Annotated in this window: 16 protein-coding genes; 6 read left to right on the plus strand and 10 right to left on the minus strand. The window is 72.2% G+C overall.

Translation table 11 applies throughout. The annotated features are described in order from the left end of the window. Window positions 1-32: 32 nt before the first annotated feature. Window positions 33-659, minus strand: a complete 627-nt coding sequence (locus BM314_RS00670) for a Crp/Fnr family transcriptional regulator (RefSeq protein ID WP_056528908.1) — start codon at window positions 657-659, stop codon at window positions 33-35. Window positions 660-746: 87 nt separating this feature from the next. Further along, window positions 747-2,006, minus strand: a complete 1,260-nt coding sequence (locus BM314_RS00675; RefSeq protein WP_244539820.1) for a flavin monoamine oxidase family protein — start codon at window positions 2,004-2,006, stop codon at window positions 747-749. Window positions 2,007-2,236: 230 nt separating this feature from the next. Here BM314_RS00675 and BM314_RS00680 point away from each other — a divergent pair, with 230 nt between their 5' ends. The 3 genes from BM314_RS00680 to BM314_RS00690 all read left to right on the plus strand — a co-directional run bounded on the left by BM314_RS00680 (window position 2,237) and on the right by BM314_RS00690 (window position 7,609). Continuing rightward, on the plus strand, window positions 2,237-2,938 hold the full coding sequence (locus BM314_RS00680; protein ID WP_091976436.1) for a sulfate transporter family protein: 702 nt from the start codon (window positions 2,237-2,239) through the stop codon (window positions 2,936-2,938). 101 nt (window positions 2,939-3,039) lie between these two features. Beyond that, window positions 3,040-4,314, plus strand: coding sequence for an efflux RND transporter periplasmic adaptor subunit (locus BM314_RS00685; RefSeq protein WP_091976438.1), 1,275 nt, complete (start codon window positions 3,040-3,042; stop codon window positions 4,312-4,314). 571 nt (window positions 4,315-4,885) lie between these two features. Next, window positions 4,886-7,609: an EAL domain-containing protein gene (locus BM314_RS00690; protein ID WP_244539815.1), complete on the plus strand. Its 2,724-nt coding sequence runs from the start codon at window positions 4,886-4,888 to the stop codon at window positions 7,607-7,609. Window positions 7,610-7,696: 87 nt separating this feature from the next. Here the strand turns inward: BM314_RS00690 and BM314_RS00695 are convergent, their stop codons facing one another. The 7 genes from BM314_RS00695 to BM314_RS00725 form a co-directional block, all read right to left on the minus strand. Beyond that, the gene (locus tag BM314_RS00695) at window positions 7,697-9,079 is read right to left on the minus strand and encodes a class II 3-deoxy-7-phosphoheptulonate synthase (RefSeq protein ID WP_020092110.1); all 1,383 of its coding nucleotides are present in this window, start codon (window positions 9,077-9,079) and stop codon (window positions 7,697-7,699) included. 127 nt (window positions 9,080-9,206) lie between these two features. Beyond that, window positions 9,207-9,524 carry an RNA polymerase sigma factor region1.1 domain-containing protein gene (locus tag BM314_RS00700; RefSeq protein ID WP_020092109.1) on the minus strand — a complete coding sequence of 106 codons (318 nt, stop codon included), beginning with the start codon at window positions 9,522-9,524 and terminating at the stop codon, window positions 9,207-9,209. A gap of 55 nt (window positions 9,525-9,579) precedes the next feature. Then, complete coding sequence (gene gor / locus BM314_RS00705) at window positions 9,580-10,962, minus strand: glutathione-disulfide reductase (RefSeq protein WP_091976441.1); 1,383 nt, start codon at window positions 10,960-10,962, stop codon at window positions 9,580-9,582. Beyond that, a complete protein-coding gene (locus BM314_RS00710) occupies window positions 10,959-12,179 on the minus strand; it encodes an O-antigen ligase family protein (protein ID WP_244539816.1) in 1,221 nt (406 codons plus the stop codon). The genes gor and BM314_RS00710 overlap by 4 nt, the downstream gene beginning before the upstream one ends. A 42-nt stretch (window positions 12,180-12,221) precedes the next feature. Further along, entirely contained in the window at window positions 12,222-12,824 is a 603-nt protein-coding gene (locus BM314_RS00715; RefSeq protein WP_091976444.1) for a DUF2059 domain-containing protein, read from the minus strand. 44 nt (window positions 12,825-12,868) lie between these two features. Beyond that, window positions 12,869-13,582: a ribose-5-phosphate isomerase RpiA gene (gene rpiA, locus BM314_RS00720; RefSeq protein ID WP_020092105.1), complete on the minus strand. Its 714-nt coding sequence runs from the start codon at window positions 13,580-13,582 to the stop codon at window positions 12,869-12,871. A 129-nt stretch (window positions 13,583-13,711) separates the two neighbouring features. Continuing rightward, complete coding sequence (locus BM314_RS00725) at window positions 13,712-14,176, minus strand: hypothetical protein (RefSeq protein ID WP_020092104.1); 465 nt, start codon at window positions 14,174-14,176, stop codon at window positions 13,712-13,714. A gap of 172 nt (window positions 14,177-14,348) precedes the next feature. Between BM314_RS00725 and gph the strand changes: the two genes are divergently transcribed. Then, entirely contained in the window at window positions 14,349-15,041 is a 693-nt protein-coding gene (gph, locus tag BM314_RS00730) for a phosphoglycolate phosphatase (RefSeq protein WP_091976445.1), read from the plus strand. A gap of 4 nt (window positions 15,042-15,045) precedes the next feature. On the opposite strand, the gene BM314_RS00735 is transcribed toward gph, so the two are convergent. Next, the gene (locus BM314_RS00735; RefSeq protein ID WP_091976447.1) at window positions 15,046-16,200 is read right to left on the minus strand and encodes a pyridoxal phosphate-dependent aminotransferase; all 1,155 of its coding nucleotides are present in this window, start codon (window positions 16,198-16,200) and stop codon (window positions 15,046-15,048) included. Window positions 16,201-16,383: 183 nt separating this feature from the next. On the opposite strand from BM314_RS00735, the gene BM314_RS00740 reads away from it, so the two are divergent. Further along, the gene (locus tag BM314_RS00740) at window positions 16,384-17,166 is read left to right on the plus strand and encodes a DsbA family protein (RefSeq protein WP_020092101.1); all 783 of its coding nucleotides are present in this window, start codon (window positions 16,384-16,386) and stop codon (window positions 17,164-17,166) included. Between the two features lie 156 nt (window positions 17,167-17,322). Then, entirely contained in the window at window positions 17,323-17,799 is a 477-nt protein-coding gene (accB, locus tag BM314_RS00745; protein WP_091976448.1) for an acetyl-CoA carboxylase biotin carboxyl carrier protein, read from the plus strand. Window positions 17,800-17,862: the final 63 nt, after the last annotated feature.

A 17,862-nucleotide genomic window follows, 5' to 3' on the forward strand; every position in this document is an offset into this window, starting at 1 on the left:
GCGGCGGACACTGAGCAGCGGACGGCGGCGCCTCACAGGGCGTCGCCGGCCACCGCCTGGGGCTTGGACATGCCCTGCACACCCTGGAAGAGCCGCTCGCTGGTCAGCTTGAGGAAGTAGAACCCGAATTCGGGGTTCTGGTAGTAGAGCTGCTTCACGTCCGAGTAGGACACGCACAGCGCGTGTCCCGCCTCGACGCAGACCAGCGAGGCGGTGCGGGCGTTGCCGGGCGACAGGAGCCCGAGCTCGCCGACGATCCCGCCCTGGCGCACCTCGAGGTCGACCTCCGGGATCCGGAACACGCCGCTCTCGATGTAGTACATCTCGGTGGCGAGATCCCCCTTGCGGAACACCACCTCGCCGATGCCGAACGGGCGTCGGGAGCCGAAGGGCCGGAGCCATTCCAGGGACAGGTCGTTCTCGGCGGCCGTCTCCACGTCCCGGACGAGGCGCAGCATCTGCCAGAGCCGGTAGGCGTTGAACGGCATCTGGATCAATTCGGTCAGCACCACCGGCATGCTGCCGATCATGATGCCGTAGGTGATCACGGCGCAGCTCGCGCAGAGCGAGATGATCCGCAGCGGGATCATCGTGCTCATGGCCGTCGCCGTGATGGTCAGCGCCGTCCCGAGATAGCCGATGCCCTCGACCCAATCCATCGCCGCCCCCTGTCGCGTTTCGGCCGGGGGATGCCTGTCTTGTCCGGCTGCGGCAAGCGTTCCGGCAGGTTCCGCGCCGCGCGCGCTTCAGCCTGTGCCCGCCCGGATACGCTCGCCGGCGCCCGTCTGTACGACGGCGGACACGGCCTCGGCGGCCCGGACGCCCTCCGCGTAGGCGCCTCCGACCGTGCCCCACTGCTCCCGGGACAGCGCCTCGCCGGCGAACCAGACGGTGTCGGCGACGGCGGCGCGGAGGGCCTGTCGCGCCGGCGCGTGGCCCGGCGGGACCACGGCCCACGAGCCGCGCGACCACCGGTCGTGGCGCCACGCGCTCACCGCGGGGATCGTCAGGTCGCGCAGCCGCGCCCGGCCGAAATGCTCGCCCAGGACCGCGCGGACATGGCGGCGCACGCCGTCCGCGCCGGATCCCGCGGCGTCGATCGCCGCCGCCTCGTGCAGGTCGAGCTCGTAGTAGTGGAAGGGCGTGTCGTCGATGCGGGTGAGGAGGCCCGGCGGGGCGCGCCGCCCGCCGTGGATCGCCGCCAGCCGGTCGCGGCCGCGGAACGGGCTCGATGGCCAGTGCAGCACCGCGTGCTCGTAGATGCCGGTGGTGAAGCCGTCGATGGCGGCGCGCACCGCGTTCGGCAGCGGCGGCGTGAAGGCCGGCCCGTCCCGGAGCACCATCATCGGAACCGTCACGATCACCGCGCGGGCGGCGTAGACGGTCCCGTCGGCGCCGGTCGCGCGGACGCGGCCGCCCGACCAGTCGATCCGGGTCACCGGCGTCGCGAGCGCCACCGGCAGGCCGTCCGCCAGGCGGGCGACGTAGCTGCCGTAGCCGTCGGCCAGGAAGTAGTTGTCGCCGTACTCCATGCTGGGGAAGTCGTGGAGCGAGACCGCCTGCAGTGGCCGGCCCGAGACGAGGCCGTGGACCTGCGCGACCCGGTCGCCCCAGGCACCGAGCCCGGGCGGCAGCGCGCTGGCGGCCGGTCGGTCGGGGCCGGGCTGCGCGGCGCCACGGGTCATGGCGCGGTCCGCGCGGTCGAAGGCGCGCGCGTTGGCCCGGACGTCGTCGGCGCGGCCCGGCCGGCCCCGGACCCAGACGTGGCTCTCCTGCGCGGCCCGGCGGAGCCGCTCGCCGCGCGCCCGGCCGAGCGCCACGAGGGGGTTGATCGGCCCGGCATGGAGCCAGTGGGCCCCGAGATCGAGGGCGTGGCCGCGCAGGGTCACCGTCAGGGCGCGGCCGCCGACGCGCTCCCGCGCCTCCAGCACCGCGACGGACACGCCCCGGGCCGCGAGGGTGCGGGCCGCGCCGATGCCGGCGGCGCCCGCGCCGATCACCAGCACGTCGGGCTTCTCGGGTAGAGGCGCGAGGCGCGGCCTGTAGGTGGGCCGGACGACCGGGTCGCTCCACCGGTGATCGGGCGCCCGCGGCGCCGAGACCTGTCCTGTCGTGTCCTGCACGCGTGCTCCCCGCACCCTGCCGCCCCTGCGACGGAGCCCGATCTTGCACCGGTCGCCGCACCGCTCCACAACGCGCCAGCGCCGCTTCCGGCGCAGGCCGGAATTCTCGCCCGATGCTCGTCGAGTCCGCCGCGGCGGCTTTGCGCCAGACCTTCTCGCCGCCGCTGCGCGCGATCCTGTGGAAGTCCCTCGGCCTGACGGTCGGGCTCCTGCTCCTGATCTGGCTCGGCCTGACCCGGCTGATCCAGGCCTTCCAGGCGAGCCACCACATTTCCGCCCAGTACCCGATCCTCGACAGCCTCGCCTACTACCTCGCGGGTTTCGGTCTGGTCGTGGCCCTCGCCTACCTGATGCCGGCGGTCTCGATCCTGGTGGCGGGCTTCTTCCTCGACGACGCGGCCGAGATCGTCGAGCGCACCGATTTCCCGAACGAGCCGCCCGGACGCGCCATGCCGTTCGGGACCGCCATGCTCTACGCCCTGCGCTTCGCCGGTGTGACGCTGCTGGTGAACCTGGCGGCCCTGGTGATCTTCTTCGTTCCCGTCATCGGGATCGCGGCTTTCTTCGCCGCCAACGCCTACCTGCTGTCCCGCGAGTACTTCGAGATGGCGGCGGCCCGGTTCCGCCCCCTTCCCGAGGCCGCCGAGATGCGCCGCGCCTTCTCGGTCCGGACGCTCGGCGCCGGGTGCCTCCTGGCCGGCCTGATGATCGTCCCGGTCCTCAACCTGCTGACGCCCCTCTTCGGCATCGCCCTGATGGTCCACCTGCACAAGCGCCTCAGCCGGCGCCCGCTGGTGGCCGGGCTAGCGCGTTAGGCCGACGCGCCGATGCGGCCAATGCACACGCTGGCCGGCCGGCCCGCCGGGCGCTACCCTCAACGTGACTTGGCCGGATGTCCGGGGCGGAGAGCCGATCGATGAAGGCGCACGACGCGGGCTCGGACGTCCTTCCGCCGCCCAGCAAGGCCCCGTTCCTGCTGGTCGGCCTCGCCGGACTCGGCCTGCTCGCCTGGGGTGCCTACGGTCACTGGCAGCGCGACGTGGAGGCGACCGCGACGCTGGAGCGGATCAAGACCCTCGTGCCGCAGGTGCGCACCGTGGCCGCCGAGCGGGCCGAGGGGCCCCTCGATCTCGTGCTTCCCGGCGAGATCCAGGCCTTCACCACGGCGGCGATCGCCGCGCGCGCCACCGGCTACATCGCGGAGCGCCGGGTCGATATCGGATCCCGGGTCAAGGCGGGCGACCTCCTTCTGCGCATCGCCGCACCGGATCTCGACCAGCAGCTCGCGCAGGCCGAGGCGCAGGTCGGCCAGCTGAAGGCGCAGCTGCTCCAGGCGCAGGCGCAGGTCGAGCAGGCCCGCGCGAACGTGAACCTCGCCAACCTCACCAACAACCGCACCAGCACCCTGGCCGTGCAGGGCTGGGCCTCGCGGCAGAACGCCGACAACACCAAGGCGGGCGTGCTGAGCCAAGCCGCCGCGCTCGCCGCCGCCGAGGCCGGCGTGAAGGTCGCCACCGCCAACATCAAGGCGCAGGAGGCCGTGGTCGACCGCCTGAAGGCGCTCACCGCCTTCGAGCGTGTCGTGGCGCCGTTCGACGGGGTCGTGACCGTGCGCAACGTCGATGTCGGCGACCTCGTCCGCGCCGACAACGGGGGCACGCCGCTCCTGAGCATGGACCAGGACAGCCTGCTGCGCATCACCGTCAACGTGCCGCAGAAGGATGCCGTCGGCGTCAAGCCCGGCGTCCGTGCCGAGATCACCGTGCCGCAGATGCCGGGCCGGCGCTTCGAAGGCTACGTGGAGCGCAGCTCCGTCGCGCTGAACGCGGCGTCGCGCACGCTGACCACCCAGGTGGACGTCCCCAACGCCGACCGGGCGCTGCGGGCCGGGCTGTACGCCTACGTCACTCTCAAGATCCCCCGGGCCGAGCCCGGCGTGTCGATCCCCGCCGAGGCGACGGTGTTCGACGGCAACGACCTCAGGGTCGCCACCCTCAGCGACGACGACCGGGTGACGTGGCGGACAATCCGAGTCCGGCGCGATCTCGGGCGCACGCTGGAGCTCGACTCGGGGCTGCCCGCCGACAGCCGGATCATCTACAGCCCCGCCCCGGATCTGCGGGACGGCCAGTCCGTCGAGCCCCTGAAGTCACCGCCTCCGCCCGGGCCGCTCCGCTCGGCGCAGCGGTGAACGCGGGAAACACTCGACCGCGGGAATCACTCGACCGCGGGAATCACTCGGGCGCGCCGGCCGCGGACCGCGTCGCGACGGCGCGGCCGGCGCGCGGATACGGCCTCTGAGCTGTCGGAAACCGGTCGGTATATCGGTGCCGAGCTGGCGACATGAGCATCGCGCCGGTCGGATCCGTTGCTCAAATGCGCGCCACTCGTAATGAAAGGTTGCGTTCAATCGACGGGATCCGCTCGCCGGCAGAAGCGCGGTGCCGAAGATTTCACCGATCGTGCGGTCGACTGTGCACGATCCGCCGATTGCTCCGTGACGGTCGCGCGCAGCTGATCCGTGATCTGAGACAAGCCAGCTAATTGCCTCTTAACAACTGACATTTATCGCTGGCCGGACGTGTGACCCAGCGACCTGTGCGATGCGAGATCCCGAGACACCGACGGCGTGCGCGGACCGAGCCGGGCACACCCGCGCGGCCGCGACGCGGACGGGCCGTATCACGTCGATTCGCGCCGCGGTCAGCGTCGCCTTCCTCTGTGTCGGTCTTCTCCTGGGCGCGCTCGCGCTCTCGGCTGGCTTGGCGATCACGCAGGTCGGGACGCTCGTCACACGGACCTACGACGAATCCCTGACCTCGATCAGCTTCGCCCGCGCGGTGGCGGCCGACTTCGCGAAGATGCGCGCCGCCCTCGTCCGGCGGATGCAGACCGGCGACGCTGCCGAGGTGGCGAAGCGGGATGCGGACATCACCGACCTCTCGGCGATCCTGGCCGAGGATCTCACCATCGCGGCCGAGCGGGCCCAGTCCGAGCGGGCGGCGCGGACGGCCGAGGCCGTCCAGACCAGCGTGGCGTCCTGGGAGAGCCTGCGCCGCGCTTTCGATCCCGTGACGGTGCGGCCGGATCAGAAGGCGTCTCTCGAACGGCAGGCCGACGCAATCGAAGGCCAGATCGATCTCCTGATCAACGTCATGGCCGGCGACGGCTTCACCTTCCGACAGGCTGCGCGGCAGCGCGTGCGGGGCGTCGTCCGGTGGCACGCCATCGCGGCGGCCCTCGTGATCATCGCCTGCGGGCTGATCGCCTGGCTGCTCACCCGCCACATCGGCGGATCGGTCGGCGCGGCGGCCGAGGCGGCCGAACGGATCGCGGGCGGCCAGCGCGACGATCGGATCCCCACCGGCGGCCGCGACCGGTTGAGCCGGCTGCTGAACGCCGTCGCGGCGATGCGGTCGACCATCCGGGCTCTCACGCTCCGCGAGGGCAGCCAGCGCCGGGGCACCGAGACGCAGGTGACGGACGCGCTGCAGACAGCACGGGAAGGCGTCGTCGTGGTCGATGCCGACGGCCGGATCACCCTGGCCAACGCGCAGGCCCTGCGCTTCTTCGACGGGCTCGACGCTGCCATCGAGGCCGGTCTGTCGCTGACGAAGGTTGCGCACGAGCCGCAGGACTACCGCTCGGATGTCCCGGAGGATCGCTTCGGAGCCCTGGCCCGGGACGGCGACGTCCGGTTGGCCGACGGCCGCTGGCTGCGGGTGAGCCGCACCGCGACCCGGCAGGGCGGCTTCATCGCGGTGTGCAGCGATATCAGCCTGCTCAAGGAGCAGGCGCATTTCCTGACCCGGACCAACCTGCGCCTCGATGCGGCCCTCGACACCATGTCCCAGGGGCTCTGCCTGTACGACGCGCAGCATCGGTTGATGGTGGTCAACCGGCGCTACGGCGAGATCTACGGCCTGCCGCCCGGCACGGTCGTACCCGGCATGACGGCCCTTGAGGTCCTGAGCGCCAGTCTCGCGGCCGGCAACCATCCCGGCTGCGATCTCGAAGCGCTGCTGCGCCAGCAGCGGGACGCCTTCAGCAACGGCGTTTGGCAGACGCATTTCCAGGAGCTGAGCAACGGCCGCATCGTCGCCATCGACCGGCGCGAGGCCGCCGATGGCGGCTTCGTGGCCACCTACGAGGACGTCACGGAGCGCCGCCGGGCCGAGGCTCGCATCGCCTTCCTGGCGCATCACGACCTGTTGACCGGCCTGCCCAACCGGGTGGCTGTGGGGCAGCAGATCGACGTGGCCGTGGCGCAGGCCGGGCGCGACCAGGGCTTCGCGGTCTTCGCCATCGACCTCGACGATTTCCGGCCGGTCAACGAGACCCTGGGCCACGGGATCGGCGACGAGCTGCTCGTCGCGGTCGCGAATCGGCTCACCGCCTGCGTGCGCGAGATCGACTGCGTCGCGCGCCTCGGAGCCGACGAGTTCATCGTGGTCCAGCGCGGCGTCGACCGGCCCGAGGACGCCGCCATCCTCGCCCGGCGCATCATCGAGGTCGTCGGCGCGCCCTACAGCCTGACCCATCACACGATCTGCGTCGGGCTCACCATCGGCATCACCCTCGCCCCGAGCGACGGGTCCGACGCGGACAAGCTCCTGAAGAACGCCGAAGTCGCCCTCGACCGGGGCAAGGCCGAGGCGCGCGGAGCGTTCCGCTTCTTCGAACCGGCCATGGATGCCCGCCTCATGGCCCGGCGGATCATGGAGCGCGACCTGCGTGACGCCCTCGCCCGGGAGGCGTTCGAGGTCTACTACCAGCCGATCTACAGCCTCGAGACGGACCGGATCTGCGGCTTCGAGGCGCTGCTGCGCTGGAACCACGCGGTCCGCGGCTCCGTCTCGCCGGCCGAATTCATCCCGATCGCCGAGGAGCTCGGGCTGATCGTGCCGCTCGGCGAGTGGGTGCTGCGCCGCGCCTGCGAGGAGGCCGCCCGCTGGCCGGACGAGCTCAAGGTCGCCGTCAACGTCTCGGCCGTGCAGTTCACCTCGGCGAGTCTCGTCACCGCCGTGCGCGAGGCGCTGCGGCGGACCGGGTTGCCGGGCCGGCGCCTGGAGCTGGAGATCACCGAGACGGTCCTGGTGGCCAATCCCGGTGCGACAACGGCGATCCTGCATAGCCTGCGCGCGCTGGGCGTGCGCGTGGCGATGGACGATTTCGGCACCGGCTACTCATCGCTCAGCTACCTGCGCTCCTTCCCGTTCGACAAGATCAAGATCGACCAGTCCTTCGTGCGCGACCTGTGCGTGAAGGACGGGACCGATTTCATCGTTCGGGCGGTGATCGGGCTCGGTGCCAGCCTCGGCATGACGACGACCGCCGAGGGCGTCGAGACGGAGACGCAACTCGCGCATCTGCGCGCCGAGGGCTGCGACGAGGTCCAGGGCTACCTGTTCAGCCGCGCCGTCCCCGTCTCGGAGGTCGCCTCGGTCATCCGCCGCTGGAACGGCACGCTCCGGGCGATCGCCTGACCATCGCGGTGTCCGGCGGTGCGCGCCGCCCCCGCGAGGGGACAGCGCGCGTCGTTGGCCGGTCGGATGACCGGTCGGAGATCCGCCCTACTCGGCCGCGTCGAGGCGCGGGCGCTCGATGTGGCTGCGCTCGGCCTTGACCAGCTCGGCCGTGCGGAACGCCACCTCCAGCGCCTGCTCCGCGTTGAGACGCGGGTCGCAGTAGGTGTGGTAGCGGTCCTGCAGGTCGTCCGCCGTCAGGGCCCGGGCGCCGCCCGTGCACTCGGTCACGTCCTTGCCGGTCATCTCCAGGTGGATCCCGCCCGCGAAGGTGCCCTCGGCGCGGTGGACGCCGAAGAAGCCCTCGATCTCCTGCATCACCCGCTCGAACGGCCGGGTCTTGTAGCGGCCGGCCGGGATCGTGTTGCCGTGCATCGGATCGCAGATCCACACGACCGAGCGCCCTTCCCGCTCGACCGCCCGGATCAGCGCCGGCAGGTGGTCGCCGACCTTGTCGGCGCCGAAGCGGCAGATCAGGCTGAGGCGCCCCGGCTCGTTCTCCGGGTTAAGCAGGTCGATGAGCCGGATCAGGCCCTCCGCCTTCATGGACGGGCCGCACTTGAGGCCGATCGGGTTCTTGATGCCGCGGGCGTACTCGACGTGGGCGTGGTCCGGCTGCCGGGTCCGGTCGCCGATCCACAGCATGTGGCCGGAGGTCGCGTACCAGTCGCCGGTCGTCGAATCGACGCGGGTCAGCGCCTCCTCGTAGCCGAGCAGCAGGGCCTCGTGACTGGTGTAGAAGTCGGTGGTCCGCACCTCCGGATGGGTCTCCGGATTGATGCCGATCGCCCGCATGAAGTCGAGCGCGTCGGTCATGCGGCCGGCGACGTCCTGGTAACGCGAGGATTGCGGCGAATCCTTCACGAAGCCCAGCATCCAGCGATGCGCATTCTCGAGGTTCGCGTAACCGCCGGTTGCGAAGGCGCGCAGCAGGTTCAGCGTCGCGGCCGATTGCCGGTACGCCTCGAGCTGGCGGCGCGGATCCGGCACCCGCGACTCCTCGGTGAAGCCGATGCCGTTGATGATGTCGCCCCGGTAGCTCGGCAGGCTCACGCCCTCGAGGGTCTCGGTCGGCGACGAGCGCGGCTTGGCGAACTGCCCGGCGATGCGCCCGACCTTCACCACGGGCGAACCGCCCGCGAAGGTCAGCACCATCGCCATCTGCAGGAACACCCGGAAGAAGTCGCGGATGTTGTCGGCAGAGTGCTCGTCGAAGCTCTCAGCGCAGTCGCCGCCCTGGAGCAGGAAGGCCTGGCCCGCGGCGACGCGCCCGAGCGCGGCCTTCAGCTTGCGGGCCTCGCCGGCAAAGACCAGCGGCGGAAAGCTCGCGATCTGCGACTCGACGGCACCGAGGCTGGCGGCGTCCGGATAGGTGGGGACCTGCTCGATCGGCAGATGTCTCCAGCTCTTCGGTGTCCAACGCTCGCCCATGGTCTCTCTCCGCGCACCTCTTCGTGCGATCGCGCCTACGCGCGAAGCGCGGCTTATAGAGAGGTTCCTCTACACTGGCGAGTGGCGTGAATCGGGGGGCAGGCGCGTCCCGGATTCAGGTCTCGGGTCAGGCCTCGCCGTCCTCGACCTCGATCCCGTGCTCGGCCAGAATCCAGAAGATCGCCTCCAGATCCTCGGCCGAGACGTCCCGGGGCGGCAGCGCCTCCTCCAGGTCGTCGTAGGTCAGGTTGCGGCTGCGCTGCGCCTCAGCTTTGGCGAGGAGGCGGTCGATCGCATGCCGGATGTCCGGGGAGAGGGCCTCGTGGCTCGGCGGCCGGTGGAAGGCCGGCCGCAGGGCGTCCTCCAGCAGGCCGTCGATGATCGCCTGCCGCCGCGCGTGCGCGTCGTCCTCGCGTCGTCCCTTGCCGGTGCCCTGCTTGCCCATGACCCTGATATGGCTCGGTCGCGCACCGCGTCGAGCCCCGGCCGCGGCGCAGGCCTCAGCCGACGCCGACCGGGTGCTTGGTGACCTCCGGGACGCGCATGGTCACCAGCTCCTCGGCGGCTGTCGGGTGGACCGCGATGGTCCGGTCGAAATCGGCCTTCGTGGCGCCCATGGTCACGGCGATGCCCACCGCCTGGATCACCTCCCCGGCATCGTGGCCGAAGATGTGGACGCCGACCACGCGGTCGCTGGCGCAGTCGACCAGCACCTTCATGAAGATCCGCTCCTCGCGGCCGGACAGGGTCGCCTTCATCGGGCGGAAGCGCGCCTTGTAGACGTCGATCTTGCCGTAGATCGCCCGGGCGGCCGCCTCGTTGTGGCCGACGACGCCGATCTCGGGGGTCGAGAACACCGCGGTCGGGATCAGGCGATGGTCGACGCAGGCCGGCTTGCCGCCGTAGACCGTGTCGGCGAAGGCGTGACCCTCGCGGATCGCCACCGGCGTCAGGTTGGCGCGGTTGGTCACGTCGCCCACCGCGTAGATCGACGGCACCTTGGTCTGCGAGTAGGCGTCGACCGGGATCGCACCGGCGGCGTCGGTCTCTATGCCGACCCGGTCGAGGCCGAGGCCCTCGACGTTCGGCCGCCGCCCCGTGGCGACGAGCACCTCGTCCACCAGGATCTCGCCGCCGTCGTCGAGCTGCGCGCAGAGGTCGCCGTCCCGGCGCTCGATGCGCCGCAGCGTGCGCCCGAGCCGCAGGTCCATGCGCTGGGCGTAGGCTTCGGCCAGAGCGTCGCGGATCTCGTCGTCGAACCCGCGCAGCAACCTGTCGCCCCGGTGCAGCAGCGTCGTGCGGCTGCCGAGCGCCGCGAAGACGCCGGCGAACTCCACCGCGATGTAGCCGCCGCCGATCACCAGGATCCGGTCCGGCAGGCGCTCCAGCTCGAACACCTCGTTGGAGGTGATCGCCAAGTCGATGCCCGACACCGCCGGCTCCTTCACGGGGTGCGCGCCGACCGCCACCAGGATCCGCTCGGCCCGGATGGTGCGGCCGGACGCGACGAGGCGGACCGTGTGGGGATCCTCGATCACCGCCCGCTCGGGTACGATCTCGACGCCGGCGCGGATCAGGTTGGTGTCGTAGATGCCTTCGAGCCGGGTCACCTCCGCGTCGCGCCGCGCCTTGAGCGTGCCCCAGTCGAAGCGGGGCTTCTCCACCGTCCACCCGAAGCCCGCGGCATCCTCGAATTCGTCGGCGAAGCGGCCGGCATAGACCATCAGCTTCTTCGGGACGCAGCCGCGGATCACGCAGGTTCCGCCCACCCGGTACTCCTCGGCCAGCATCACCCGCGCGCCGTACCCGGCCGCGATCCGCGCCGCGCGGACACCCCCGGACCCGCCGCCGATGACGAAGAGGTCGACGTCGAACGCGCTCATGCCGGACCGTCCCGCTCGGATCTCACGATCGCGCCGCCCCGAGGGGCCGCGCGCATCCAGGTGATGGCAGCGCCGAGCCCCGCCGTCCACCACGCGGCCCAGCCGTTGTGCTCGACGAAGGCGATCGAAGCCGCGCAGGCCACGAGGCCGAGCGCCGCCGCGCGGTCCGGTCGCGGCAGCCGCGCGATCCGGGCGAGCATCAGCATTGCGGTCAGCGCCGCGAGGATCGCGCCGGGCAGGCCGAGCTCGGCCCAGACCTGCAGGAAGCTGTTGTGCGGGTGCCCGACCCCGAGGAGGACGCGCATCTCCGGCTGCACCGTCTGCGCGACGGCCGTCTCGGCGAAGCGCGCGCTGGTGCCGACGCCCGCGCCGCGCCAGGGATCGGCCGCCACCGCGGCCCCGAAGCTGCGCGCGATCGCCACTCGGGCCCGGGACGAGGACTGGACGAGGCGCTCGTGGGCGGCCTCCGGCATGGCGCGGGCGAGAAGGTCGCCCTCGACCGGGGCGAGGATCAGCGCGAGGCCGAGACCGAGTCCGGCGAGGCCTATGCCGACCCGTCTGGGCAGCGAAAGCGCGAGGGTCGCCATCGCGGCGCCCGCCAGGAGGCCGAGCTGGGCGGCGCCGCTGATCGAGCGGACCACGCCGAGGCTCGCGAAGGCGAGGGTCGCGGCGGCGAGGCCGCGGGCGCGGTCCTTCCAGAGGACGAGGGCCAGCGGGCCGGCCACGAGGTCGAGGGTCAGGGCCGGCCGGTTGTGCACGAAGGCCGCGACCCGGCGCCCGAGGGCCCGCTCCAGGGCCAGATCCGAGGCGAGATCCACGGCGATCAGGAGTCCCGCCAGCGCGATCGCGATCGCGCCGAGCCGCGGCGCGAAGGCCGGGATCCGGCCGGGCGCGAGGCAGGCCAGGAGGTAGGCGGCAAGCAGCGTCGGGATGAACTCGCCCAGCACCCGCAGGGAGGCCGCCGGGAACGGGCTCCAGGCCAGCGAGACCAGCGCCCAGGCCAGGAAGGCGAGCGCCGCCCCGGCGAGCGGCGTCCGCAGCGGGGACAGCAGCGCGCGGCGCAGGGCGGACGCGTCCTCCGCCCATCGTCCGGCCAGGAAGGCGAGCGCCGCCAGCCCGACCATCAGCGGGCTCGACCGGTTAGCCAGCACCATGGCGAGCGGCATGGCCGCGAGGAGCGCGCCGCCCGCCGCGTACATGCGGCCGCTCGCTCTCATGAACGACCTCTCACGGCGATCCGCCCCCGGGAGCGGCTGCCCTCACTGCATCTGGTGTCCGCGCTTGCCCATCTCGGCACGGACGCGGACCATGACGTATTCGGAGACGTCCTGCGTCCAGTCCTGCATCTCCTGCACCATCTCGTCGAGGAGCTGCGGCTGCGCCTCGACGTAGTGCTTGCCGGCGGGCGAGCGGAAGAAGGTCGCGATCTCCTTCAACTCGGTTTCCGAGAACTTCGAGGCGTAGGTGCGCGCCGCGATGTCGATCATGCGCTGCTTCTGCAGCTCCATCTCCGGCTGCAGCGAGGCCAGGACCTCCTCGAGGTCCTTGGACAGCTCGGGACGGGTGACCGCCTGCTTGCGGATCTGGTCGGCGAAGGCCGGCAGCACCGAGTCGAACGACCGGGCGATGCCGGAGCTGAGCATCACCTCGCGGGCCAGGGCGAGGTGGGCCGGCGTGTAGGTGGCCGCGGCCGGGCTGTTGGCCGCGGGGGTGCCGGCAGCCGGGGCGGCCGGCTGCGCCGCCGGCTTGGCCTGCGCGGCCTTCTGCGGCTGCGCGACCGCCGCGTGGGGGAGCGCCGGGAGCGCGAGGCCGAGCGCGAGGCTGAGCGCGAGGCCTGGCACGGCGGTGAGGCGACGGGACATGCTGGACTTTCTTGCGAGGATGGCCGGCGATGGAGGGCGGCGCCTCAGGTGAGGCTGCCGAGAACGGTGACCTCGGCCTGCCCGTCCCGCGCCGCCGCCAGGATCGCGGCGTCGGCGATGCCGAGGAACAGACCGTGCTCGACGACGCCCGGCACGGCCCAGAGGGCGGCGCCGAGGGCCTCCGGATCAGGAATCGCTCCGAGGCGCGCGTCGAGGATGTAATGGCCTCCGTCGGTGACCAGGGGCTTGCCATCCGTCAGGGCGCGCAGCCGGACCTCGCCGGAGCAGCCGGTCCCGGCGATTGCGGCCTCGACGGCCCGGTGCGTGGCCTTGAGGCCGAAGGGATTGACCTCGATCGGGAGCGGGAAGGCGCCCAGCCGCGCCACGTGCTTGGCCGCGTCGGCGATCACCACCATGCGATGGCTCGCGCAGGCGACGATCTTCTCGCGCAGGAGTGCCGCGCCGCCGCCCTTGATCAGGCGCAGCCGGTCGTCGACCTCGTCGGCGCCGTCGATGGTCAGGTCGAGCTCGGGCTGCTCGTCCAGGGTCGCGAGGCGGATGCCCAGGCCCTCGGCCTGCGCGCGCGTGGCCTCGGAGGTCGGGACGCCGACGATGTCGAGGCCGGCGCGGACGCGCTCGCCGAGGAGCGCCACGAAGGCCGCCGCCGTGGAGCCCGTGCCGAGGCCGAGCCGCATGCCCGGTTCGACGAGGTCGAGGGCGCGGGCGGCCGCGGCCCGCCGCAGGTCCGGCCCACTCACCGGGACACGGCCCGGTCGGCGAGGGGGAGCGAGGGAGCGCGGGTCATGGGCAGCCGGTCTTTCCGTGGGCGTCGGGCGGCCCCTAGCACGGGACCGGGCCGACCGGAACGCCCCGCCCGCACGGCCTTGTCACGGACGGCCGCCCTGTGTCGGGGTGGCGCTGGCGCCCGCGCGACCCGGGGCCGGACCGGTCAGCGGCGCGTCGGACGCGCCCTCGGCGCCCGGCTTGCCCTGCTGGGTGCAGACGACCTGCTCCTTCTTCACCAGCACGAAACAGATGCTCATCTCGCCGGTGCGGTAGTTCACCCGGAAGACGCCGGCCTCGCGGGTATGCCGGCTCGCCACCAGCCCGTATTCCGACGGCGTCTGCGGCCCGGCGCCCTCTCCCGATCCGAAGCAGACCGTCTGGCCGATGCCGCCCGCCGATTCCTGGAGGCCGTACTGGCAGGAGGTCACCTCGCCGGTCACCTTGTCGACCCGGTACATCCGGTTCAGGTCGGTCTGCGGGGCGGGCACGAACTCGAAGGAGGTCGCCGCCGCCGGCAGGGCTTGCAGCGCGGCGCAGGCGGCCAGGAGGGGCAGGAAGAGTTTCATCGCGGGTCCCGGGGCTGATACGCGCTGCGTTTCGCTGCGCTTTCGGGCGAGTCTGGGGCGCCCGGTGAGACGATCCGCGCATCCACCGTGCTGCGCCGGTCGGCTTGCCCCGGGTGCCCAGCCCCGATAGCGACGCCTTTCGAGATCCCGCCGAGCACGGAACCGCCCAGGCATGTCTACCGAATCGACGCGCAAGCCCCCGATCGCCGTGTTCGACCTGGACGGGACGCTCGCTGAGACCGCGGGCGACCTTATCGGCACCCTCAACGTGCTGATGAAGCGCGAGGGATTGGCCGAGCTGCCCCTCTCGCAGGCGCGCGGGCTGATCGGCGCCGGCGCCCGGGCGCTGATCCGGCGGGGTTTCGAGGCCGAGGGCCGGCCACTCTCGCCGGAGGACCACGACCGGCTGTTCGACGCCTTCATTGCTCATTACGGGGCGCACCTCGCCGACACGTCCCACCTCTTCCCGGGCGTTGTCGAGGCGCTCGACGCCCTCGAGGCGGCGGGTTTCCGGCTCGCGGTCTGCACCAACAAGTACGAGGGGCAGTCGGTCGAGCTGCTGCGCCTCCTCGGCATCGGCCACCGCTTCGCGGCGATCTGCGGTCGGGACACCTTCCCGCAGTCGAAGCCTGACCCCCGCCACCTGACCGGCACCATCGCCCGCGCCGACGGCGATCCGGCCCGCGCGGTGATGGTGGGCGATTCCCGCACCGACATCGACACCGCCAAGGCCGCCGGGATCCCGGTGGTTGCGGTCACCTTCGGCTACACCGACCGCCCGGTCGCCGAGCTCGGGCCCGACCGGGTGATCGAACACTTCTCGGAGCTGGTCGAGGCGGTCGGCGCGCTCGTGCCGGCGGCCTGACCTGTCAGCGCAGCCACGCCTTCAGGCGCCGCGCCGCCTCGCGGCACTCGGTCTCCGAGCCCGCGAAGGAGAAGCGGACGTGGTGGTTGCCCACGTCCGGATCGAAATCGAGGCCCGGCGTCGCCGCGACGTGCGCCTCGTCGAGCATGCGCCGGCAGAAGTCCGAAGCGTCGTTGGTGAGGTTCGAGACGTCCGCGTAGAGGTAGAAGGCGCCGTCGGCCGGGTGGACGCGGCCGAGGCCGAGGGCCGGCAGCGCGTCCAGGAGGATCGCGCGGTTGCGTGCGTAGCCGTCGCGAACGGCGTCGAGTTCGTCCGTCGCGTCGAAGGCTGCCAGGGCGCCGACCTGCGACAGGTACGGCGCGGAGATGTAGAGGTTCTGGGCCAGCCGCTCGATCGGGCGGACCAGCGCCTCCGGCACGACCATCCAGCCGACGCGCCAGCCGGTCATGCAGTGGTACTTCGAGAACGAGTTGATCACGACCGCGTCGGGGTCGAAGCGCAGGGCCGTGACGGTGGGCTCGCCGTAGCTGAGGCCGTGATAGATCTCGTCGGAGATCAGCGGCAGGCCGAGGCCGCGCGCCGCCGCGCAGAGATCCTGCAGGGCGCCCTCCGTGATGACTGTGCCGGAGGGATTCGCCGGGCTCATCACCAGTGCCCCGGAGACTGGCGCGCGGGCGTGGGTCTCGCGCAGCAGGGCGGCGGTCGGCGCGAAGCGGTCCTCGGCGCGCAGCACCATCGGCGCCGGCACGAGGTCGAGGGCGGCCAGGATGCTGCGATAGGCGGGATAGCCGGGCTGCGGGACGGCGACCCGGGCGCCGGAGTCGAACAGGCTCATGAAGGCGAGGATGAAGCCGGCCGAGGATCCGGTGGTGATCACCACGCGCTCCGGGCTCACCGCGACGCCGTGCCGCTCCGCGTAGTCCCGGGCGATGCGGGCGCGCAGGGACGGCAGGCCCAGGGCCTCGGTGTAGGGCACGCGGCCGGCCGCGAGCGCCCCCTGCGCGGCCGCGATGACCGCCCGGGGCGCCGGCGCCGACGGCTGGCCGACCTCCATCCGCACCACGTCGCTGCCGGCCCGCGCCTTGGCGGCGGCGGCGGCCATGACATCCATCGCGAGGAACGGCTGGACGGCGGCGGCGCGCCGGGAGATCGGGATCATGGGGTCTGCTCTGAGCCGGACGACGCTGGAGCCTCCGGGGGTTAGACGCTCCCCCTTCCCGCCTCAAGCCGGCGGCGCACGCCGCCCTCGCCGCGGGAATTGACCGGACGCCGCGAAAACGCCTAACCCAGCCCCTACCGCTCGCGCCACGCGCGGGCCGCCCCGCCGCGCAAGCGAGGATCTATGCCCTTTATCCGCCCCCTGCCCGCGCTGGTCCTGGCGCTCGGCCTCGTCGCCGTCCCGGCCCTCGCGCAGACCGCGACGCCCCCCGCCGCGCCGTTCACCGACGCGCAGCGCGCCGGCATCGAGGCGATCGTCAAGGACTACCTGATCAAGCATCCCGAGGTGCTCCAGGAGGCCCTCGCCGAGGCCGAGAAGCAGCAGGCCGAGACGCAACGCCTGGCCCAGGCCGCCGCCCTCAAGGAGTCGCGCGAGGCTCTCCACAACGGTCCCCACGACGTCGTTGCCGGCAACCCGTCGGGCGACGTCACGCTGGTCGAGTTCTTCGATTACAATTGCGGCTACTGCCGTAAGGCCCTGGGCGACATCCAGGCGCTGATCAAATCCGACCCGAAGCTGCGGGTGGTCATCAAGGACTTCCCGGTCCTCGGCCCGGAATCGCTGGAGGCCAGCCAGGTCGCCGTCGCGGTGCGCCAGCAGCTGAAGGGCGACAAGCTGTTCGAGTTTCATCAGAAGCTTCTGGAGACCAAGGGCCGGGTGAACGGCGCCCGCGCGATTCAGGTCGCCAAGGACATGGGCGTCGACACGGCCAAGCTGCAGAAGGACATGGCCTCCCCCGAGGTGAAGGCAGCGCTCAGCGAGAACCGCGGCCTCGGCGACCGCCTGGGCCTGTCGGGCACGCCGGCTTTCATCATCGGCGACGAGGTGATCCCGGGCGCCGTCGGCGTCGAGCCGATGCGCAAGACCATCGCCGACGTGCGCCAGTGCGGCCACGCCTCCTGCTGAGCTGACGGATCGGGCCGAGGAACCCCGAAGGCGGTCCGCGCAGCCTTGTCGCGCCGGGGCGCCTTCGTCTAAGAGCCGCCAGCCGCAGGGCCGCGGTGGGGTCCAGGGCCGAGCCCGGATGGACGCACCGACGTGCCGCGAGACGAAGTAGGCCGGATGCCAAAGAACGACGCCATCGATCCCGAACTCGTGCGCGAGCTCGCCAACCTCGTGACCGAGACCGGCCTGTCCGAGATCGAGGTCGAGAAGGGCGACCTGCGCATCCGCGTGGCGCGGCGGCTGGAGCCCGTGAGCGTGCAGGTTGCGGCGCCCGCGCCGCTCGCGGCCGTCGCCCCGCCTCCGGTTTCCGCGCCCGCCGCGTCGTCTCCCCTCGCCCTGGCCGAGCCGGCCCGCGCGCAGCCCGGCACCGTGCCCTCGCCGATGGTCGGGACCGCCTATCTCCGCCCCTCGCCCGACGCCAAGGCCTTCGTGGATGTCGGCTCGACGGTCGCGGTCGGCGACAAGCTGCTGCTGATCGAGGCGATGAAGACCTTCAACGAGATCGTGGCGCCCCGCGCCGGCACGATCAGCGCCATCTTCGTCGAGGACGGTCAGCCGGTCGAGTTCGGCGAGGCCCTGCTCGTCATCACCTAGGACGTCCGCCGGGCGCCCGCCGCCCAGTCCCGGACGACGCCGCAACACGAGAGGATAGAGCAT

Source organism: Methylobacterium sp. 13MFTsu3.1M2 (genome assembly GCF_900112625.1).
GTDB lineage: Bacteria > Pseudomonadota > Alphaproteobacteria > Rhizobiales > Beijerinckiaceae > Methylobacterium.